Here is a 7,458-nt window from a genome sequence, read left to right as displayed (position 1 = left end):
TGCCTACTTCGATGCACGGGGACTGATCTCGATCCGCCGCACGGTGGATCGCCTCCAGAGCATTAACTGAACCGCCGTATGCGGACCCGCACGTACGGTGGTGTGAGAGGGCTGAGGGGGTAACCCCTCACCCTACTCGATGGCGCCGCTTGTCGCATCTTCGCCACCGCGGAAACACGGAAAGCGTGCGGCCCCGATATCAATCGAAGTATGCTGTAGCGCGATCCGGTCGCACGCTGCTTTGTCGCGCGCGCACCGGGGACCCGCGCCGCGCTCCGTCCGGCAGCCAGAACAAACACAATCCGACTTCGCCCGACCGTGGGGGCGGCCAACATGATCATGCTGCGTTCGTGGGGTGCGATTCTGTCGTTGTTGATGCTTGTCGCGTGCGCGAGCCTGCCGCCGCAGGCCGACCGCGCGCCGACGCATGCATTCACCGATACCGACGAGACGCGCCTCGGCGCGGCATTTCGCCAGCAGGCTGCCGCGCATCCGGGGCAGGACGCGTTTCATTTGCTGACCGATCCGGTCGACGCGCTGGATGCGCGCGTGTTGCTCGCCGACCGCGCCGATCGCTCGCTGGACCTTCAGTACTACATCTGGCACGACGACCTGACCGGCCACGAACTGGCCGATGCGGTCATGCGTGCGGCCGATCGCGGCGTGCGCGTGCGCGCGCTGCTCGACGATCTCGGCACCAACGCGGACGACCGCAAGCTGCTCGAGATCAGCGCGCATCCGAACATCGAGATCCGGCTGTTCAATCCAGTGGCCACGCGCCGGTTCAAGAAGATCGGCACCGTATTCGAGTTCTCGCGCGTCAACCGGCGCATGCACAACAAGGCGATGATCGCGGACAACCAGGCGGCGATCGTCGGCGGTCGCAATATCGGCGATGAATATTTCGGCGCATCGTCGATGCTGGAATTCGGCGATCTCGACGTCGTCGTTCACGGCCCGGTCGTGAAGGACATCTCGACCGAATTCGATACGTTCTGGAATTCGCCGTATGCGTATCCGGTCGATACGCTGGTCGGGCACGATGCGGCGCCGGGCGGGCTCGACCACGAGCGCGAACGGTTGCGCGACTACCTGAGGGCGATGGAAGACAATCCGTACGTGCTCGAGGCCCGGCAGCGGCTCGACCGGATCGTTCACGGGCAGGGCACCGAATTGTCGTGGGGGCATGCGACGGTGCTGTACGACGATCCGTCGAAGATCGCGCACCCGCCGAAGGACCGCGACGGGCATCTGATGCCGCAGTTGCGTGCGCTCGCGTTGCAGCCGCAGCACGACCTGCTGATCGTCTCGCCGTATTTCGTGCCGGGCAAAGATGCCGTCGAGCGGCTGCGCGCGCTCGTGGCGCGCGGCGTGCGCGTGACGGTGCTGACCAATTCGCTCGCGTCGACCGACGTGGCGGCCGTGCATGCCGGCTACCGCCGCTATCGAAGCGATCTGGTGAACGCGGGCGTGCGGCTTTACGAGCGCCGGCCGTCGGGCGACAAGAGCATTTCGAAGCAGGTCATCATCGGCTCGTCGCGCGCGTCGCTGCATGCGAAGACCTACGTGTTCGATCACACGAGCATTTTCATCGGGTCGATGAATCTCGACCCACGCTCGCTGAACCTCAATACGGAGATCGGCCTTTACTGCGAGAGCCCGGCGATCGCATCCCAGGTGGCCAACGATCTGGAGGCGCGGCTCGACCAGATCGCATGGCGCGTGGAAGCGAGAACCGACGCGGCTGGCAAAGGGCGGCTCAAGTGGGTTCAGACCGACGCGGACGGGAAGGTCACCGAGATCGACCACGAGCCGGAGGTATCCGCCGGGCGGCGGATGGAAGTGTGGTTCCTCGGGCTGTTTCCAATCGAATCGCAACTGTGAGCGACATTCAGCGGCGCGCACGGCGGTGCTGGTCGATGACGTTCGCGAACTGCATCGCCGCTGTCTCGATCGTCGCGTCGCTCAGCCCTGAATAGCCGAGCACGAAGCCGTTGTAGCGGCGGCCGTCGCCGATGCAGTAGCTGCTCAGCGGTTGCAGCAGCAAGCCGTGGGCGGCCGCGGTGCGCGCGACGTCGGTATCGTGCAGCGGCGCCGCGAGATCCGCGGAAAGATGCATGCCGCCCGGGCTTTCCCGCACGCTCAGCGACGTGCCGAGATGGCGGGCGAGCGCCGCTTCGAGGCTGCTGCGCCGGTCCGCATAAAGCGCCCGCATCTTCCGCAGATGCCGCGCAAACAGGCCGGTATCGATGAATTCAGCCATCGCCAGCTGGTCGGCCGAGTGACCGCGATGGACGAGTTCGCGCAGCGTTCGGGTGAAGCGTTCGACCAGCACCGGCGGCACCACCATGAAACCGAGCCGAAGGGCCGGAAACATCGTCTTGCTGAACGTGCCGAGATAGCACACCGGCGCGTCCGCCTGCAGGCCCTGGATCGCGGGCAGCGGCTGGCCGCCGTGACGGAACTCGCTGTCGTAGTCGTCCTCGATGATCCACGCGCCGCATGCACGGGCATGCTCGACGAGCGCCGCGCGCCGTCGAGGGCTCATCAGCGCGCCGAGCGGGTACTGGTGCGATGGTGTCGTATAGATCAGCCGGGGCGGGTGGGTGCGCCACTGCGCGTCGGTTGGCGCCATGCCCTCGCGATCGACCTCGATCGGCACGGGAGTCAGGCCGGTCGAGCGGAACGCAGTCCTCGCGCCGTTGTAGCAAGGGTTCTCGAGCCAGCCGTAGTCGCCGGGATTCGCCAGCATCCGCGCGCACAGTTCGAGGCTGCCCTGCGTGCCGTCGGTGATGAATACCTGGTCCGTGTCGCAGCGCACGCCGCGCGACACACGGATATACGCGGCCACCGCGCGCCGCAGTTCCGGCAGCCCTTCGACCGGTCCGTACGCCAGCCGGGCGGGCGTGATGGTCTTCCACGCGCGCTCGATGCAACGGCGCCACTGGGCAACCGGGAATTCGTCGAGGGAAGGCAGGCCGGGAACGAACGGCAACATGCGTTCGGGCTCGGGATCGGCGTTCTCCAACCCTTGCACGCGCGCCGACAGGTGAACCGGTGCGGCGCGGTCTTTCTGTCCGGCGTTCGGGCGGCCGCATCCGTCCCATAGCGTGATCGTGCCGTTGCGCGTGGCCGCCACGAAGCCTTCCTCGGCAAGACGCTCGTACGCATAGACCGCGGAATTGCGCGCGATACCGAGCTCGGCCGCGAGCACGCGCGTCGACGCGAGCCGCGTGCCGGGCGGAAGCTGCCCGTCCAGCAGCATGTCGCGCAGGCTCCGGTAGAGCGCTTCCTGCTGGCTATGGGTTGTCGCGCCGTCCTGTCTGGCAAGCGATGAGATGAGCAGCGCGAGATCCATGGGCTGGTTCCAGAAATTTTCCTTGTGCTGGTTCTTTCGAAGACGCGGCGCGCGTCGTATCGTGCATGCTTGCGCGGCGCAGGCCGGTTCGGCACACATGGCTGGCGATCGGCGCAACTCGCGGTGTGCGCGTATTTTGCTCGATTCGGCGCGCGACTGTCGATGGGTGGGGTCACCACGCGCTGAGATACGGATACGGCACGATGCCGATACAATTCATTTCGCAGTACAGATATATATGAGCAACCAGACCACTCTCTCTTCCACGCCGCGCACGACCATTCGCCGTCTGCCTGAACTGGCGAGTCGCGATCGCACGATGCTCTACCGCATCGTGGACGACGCGTACGTCTGTCACATCGCGTTCGGCGACGGGCAGAACACGCACTGCATCCCGACCGCACACTGGAGGACGGGCGATGCGCTCTATATCCACGGGTCCAACGGCAGCCGAATGATCAAGGCGCTGTCGGTCGGCGCGCAGGCTTGCGTCGCGATGACGCTGCTGGACGGTCTCGTGCTGGCCAGGTCCGCCTTCAACCATTCGATGAATTATCGATCGGCGGTGATCTACGGGCAGTTCGACGTGGTCGAAGGCAGTGAGGAAAAACTCGCCGCGCTGGATGCGTTGATGGACAAGATCGCGCCGGGCCGCAAGCATGAAGCGCGGCCGGGCAATTCGAAGGAAATCAATGCGACCAGCGTGTTGCGGATTGCGATGGCGGAAGCGGCCGTGAAAATCAGCGATTCGCTGCCGTCCGACAAGGAAGATGATCTCGGGCTGGCGGTGTGGGCCGGGATTCTGCCGCTGAAGACGATACGCGGCGCGCCGGTGCATGCCGACCGCACCGTGCCGGTGCCGGATTATGTCCGGGACTGGGCCGATTGAGCGGCGCGGCGGGGCTCGCATCGGAGAGGCGAGATGACGCCGCATGCAGAAAACCCGCGATGGCTTCGCAGCCTTCGCGGGTCGTCAGACGCGGTTGCGTACGATACGTCGCGCTTGCGCAACCGCAACGGTCAGCGACTCATCAGCGCGCGAAATCCGACGTGCTCTGGATGAACGCGTTCAGCTTCGAGATGTTCACGCTGCCGAAGCCCGTCGTCGCATCCCAGCCGGCCTTCGCCTTGTAGCCGTAGGTGCCGCTGCCGTTGTTGCCGGACGTGACGTCGTGCAGCAGCGCCGCGTTGGTCGGGAAGTACTTGTAGATGCTCGACGCGGGGAACCCGAGCGCGTTGTTGTTGGCCGACTGCAGCCGCGCCCAGATGCCGGTGAAGATCGGCGCGGCGAGGCTCGTGCCGCCTTCGTTGTTCAGGTAGCCGGAGCCCCACAGCGTGTCGGACGTCTGACCGTTCACGACGAGAATCGCACCCGTGCGCAGGTCGGCGTCGAAGCCGACGTCGGGCAGCGCACGCTTGGTCGAGCCGGTGAGGGTCGACGATTGCCACGTCGGCGCGGCCTCGTACTTGCTGTACCCGCCGCCCGTCGACCACACGGTGCCCGACTGCCAGCTCGGATCGTTCCAGACGATTTCGCTGTTGTACGCATTGGTCGACGTATTCGTGAACAGCGTCGTGCCGCCGACCGCGATCACGTACGGCGACGTGGCCGGCTCGCTCACCGTGTAGGTCGAGCGCGACGGCTTGCCGCTCGCGCATTCGTACGCGCCGTGATCGCCGGCGGACACCGAGAAGGTCTGACCTTGCGCGACCGCCTGCTTGAAGATGGTGTCGTCGGTCGCCTGCGAGCCGGTGCTGTACGCGGACGATTCGCACACGCCGAGCGATACGTTGATCACCTTCGCGACGTTGTCGGTCACGGCCTTGTTGTACGCGGCGGTGATCGCGGTGAGTGTCATCGACGGCGCGACGTAGAACACGACCTGCTTCACGCTGCCGCCGGCCGTGCCGACGATCGACTGGCTGTCGAGGTTCCACTCGACGGTGCCGTCGGTGTCGGTGTACGAGCTGCCGGCCGGGCCCGTCTTCACGATGCTGCTGCTGATCGTGCCGAGGCCGTTGTTCGCGGCGAACGTATTGAGGTCGCTCACCGTCTGCGACAGATCGCCTTCGGAGATGATGCCGACCGTGGTCTGCGAAGCCGTCGGCGTGCCGTCGCCGCCGTAGATCGACGAGAACTCGGTCGGGTTGTGCGGCACCGCCGACGCGCCGGCCGGGATCGTCAGGTTGCTGGTGTTGCCTTGCGGCGTGCCGCCCGCGCCCGTATGCACGAGCTCGACGTTCTGCAGGCCGAGCACCGCGCCGACGACGTTGCCGATCGCGTTCGGCACTTGCGCGGCGTCGGTGTTCGCATAGACGCTGCGGCCGTTGCGCGTGAAGCGCTTGAGGGTCGTGCGGAATGCGGACTGGACGGTCCCCGCGGTGCCGGACGCGGAGACCAGCAGCCGGTTCGGCGCGACCACGATATTCACGAAGCCGGCCTTGCGCAGGTGGGCGACGACGGACGCGACCTGCTGGTCGGTCGGTGCGTATTGCGCGGCGAATTGCGCAGGCGTGAGGAACTGCCGGTAGTGCGGCGAGCCGGGCGTGTGCAGGTCGCGCAGGTATTGGTCGAGCTGGGCTTCGTTGCGCAGGTTGAGCCCGAGCACGATGTCCACCGATTCGCCGGGCGCCATGTCGATGGCCGACGCGGCAGCGGCTGCCGTGCTCGCGGCGGGCGCACCGGCCGTGCCGGCTTCGTTCTGCTGCACGAGCGGCAGGAACCCTTTGGTGCGCGTTTCCGTCCAGCCGGCCGCAGGCGCGGCATGGGCGGTCGCCATGCCGAACGAAGCGGCGGCGGCCGCGGCGGCGAGTGCGAGATTGACGGCGCGAATGTGCTTTTGTTTCTTGTTTGCAACCTGATTCATTTGAATTACCCCTCCGGTTGAACAACGAACGGCACGAACAACAACGGTCGACAGCGATGCGGGTCATGCACCGCCGTTTGCTGTCGCATGCGAGCGGATGGCACGGACGCGACAGGGCCTTTCGCCCGATCCGGAAAGCGGTTTTTCTCCGGGGGCGAAATACGGAAAACGCGGTAACGGGAACGCTGCGCCGCAGGGCGGGGCAGTCGCGCCGGATTCGGCGCGGGCGGGATTGCTAGAGCAACAGCTTCGTTATCCTGCTCATTTGATTCGGTCCTTCGGCCCGCTGCCGGATGGCAGCCGTCCAGTGAAATGCATCGGGATACCGCACGCGCTGGCGGACGAACGAATCATTCGGTGGCGCGTACTTCGGTGCAGCGGAAGCGAAAAAACGTAGAGCGGAATCGATTGCGTGGCGGGCAATCCGTCGGATTGCTTGCATCGGACGGTATCAAGAACGAAAGCGCGATGTCAAACTTTTTCTGATTATATGAAACAAAATTAAATCGAATAAGACGCAATGATTTTGAAAGATCGGCGGCATTTTGTAATGTTCGAAACCGGCAACGCAGGTAATGCCGAAAGCGACTCGCCGATCCTTTCCGATGCGTGTTGAAACAGCCGTTCGTTATCGAGGAAATGTTCGAATCGCCGGCGCCTGTCGTTCGGCTACCTGAAGGTCTTCGACGCACCGGAACAGCGCGTCGACATGCTGAAGCAGCGCGTCGTGAGAGGCAGCGTCCGCATCGGTGGCGAGCACCTTGATGGCGTCGAGCCGGGTTTCGAGTTCAGCGAGCTGGGTGCGCGTGACGCGGTTGCGGCCGGCGACGGTGGCTGCCGCATCAGGCGGATTCGTCGATTGCATTGGATGAGTCATCTCATTGAAGTGCTCGACGAAGCGCGCGAGGTCGGCCGGGCAGCCGTCGCGGGAAACCGAGCGCGCCGACCGATCGCCGGCCACGATGCGGCCGGCGGTATCCGCCATCGCGTCGAGCGTCGCGAGCATGCGGCGGATCAGCCTGACGAGGTCGAATGCGGCGGCCAGCAGGCAGGCGAACAGCGCCGTCGCGAGCACCAGGTAAGTGGATGCACTGCGGAGCATCGCGTCGGCGGTCGCGTCGTGCGGCAACGCGGCCGGCGCATGCAGTGCGTAGACGAAGAATGCGGCGGTGCAGGCGAGCAGCACGACGACGATCGCGACGAGGCCGATCGCTCGCCCGAGTTGCCGTCCGG

At 65.5% G+C, this 7,458-nt stretch carries 5 protein-coding genes; 2 read left to right on the top strand and 3 right to left on the bottom strand.

What is annotated here, in order from left to right:
* Positions 1-333: 333 nt before the first annotated feature.
* Positions 334-1,884, top strand: coding sequence for a phospholipase D family protein (locus tag HWX55_RS34290; protein WP_175978891.1), 1,551 nt, complete (start codon positions 334-336; stop codon positions 1,882-1,884).
* 7 nt (positions 1,885-1,891) lie between these two features.
* Here the strand turns inward: HWX55_RS34290 and HWX55_RS34285 are convergent, their stop codons facing one another.
* Positions 1,892-3,358 carry a PLP-dependent aminotransferase family protein gene (locus HWX55_RS34285; RefSeq protein ID WP_175978890.1) on the bottom strand — a complete coding sequence of 489 codons (1,467 nt, stop codon included), beginning with the start codon at positions 3,356-3,358 and terminating at the stop codon, positions 1,892-1,894.
* Positions 3,359-3,596: 238 nt separating this feature from the next.
* Here HWX55_RS34285 and HWX55_RS34280 point away from each other — a divergent pair, with 238 nt between their 5' ends.
* Positions 3,597-4,247, top strand: a complete 651-nt coding sequence (locus HWX55_RS34280) for a pyridoxamine 5'-phosphate oxidase family protein (RefSeq protein WP_175978892.1) — start codon at positions 3,597-3,599, stop codon at positions 4,245-4,247.
* Between the two features lie 142 nt (positions 4,248-4,389).
* On the opposite strand, the gene HWX55_RS34275 is transcribed toward HWX55_RS34280, so the two are convergent.
* Complete coding sequence (locus HWX55_RS34275; RefSeq protein WP_124679689.1) at positions 4,390-6,225, bottom strand: S53 family peptidase; 1,836 nt, start codon at positions 6,223-6,225, stop codon at positions 4,390-4,392.
* A 628-nt stretch (positions 6,226-6,853) separates the two neighbouring features.
* The gene (locus tag HWX55_RS34270) at positions 6,854-7,354 is read right to left on the bottom strand and encodes a histidine kinase (RefSeq protein ID WP_244140699.1); all 501 of its coding nucleotides are present in this window, start codon (positions 7,352-7,354) and stop codon (positions 6,854-6,856) included.
* Between the last annotated feature and the right edge of the window lie 104 nt (positions 7,355-7,458).

Origin of the sequence: Burkholderia sp. BCC1047 (genome assembly GCF_902833155.1) — a bacterium.
Taxonomy (GTDB): domain Bacteria; phylum Pseudomonadota; class Gammaproteobacteria; order Burkholderiales; family Burkholderiaceae; genus Burkholderia; species Burkholderia sola.
Note: the sequence above shows the minus strand (reverse complement) of the source record. Positions and strands in the feature narration are given on the sequence as shown.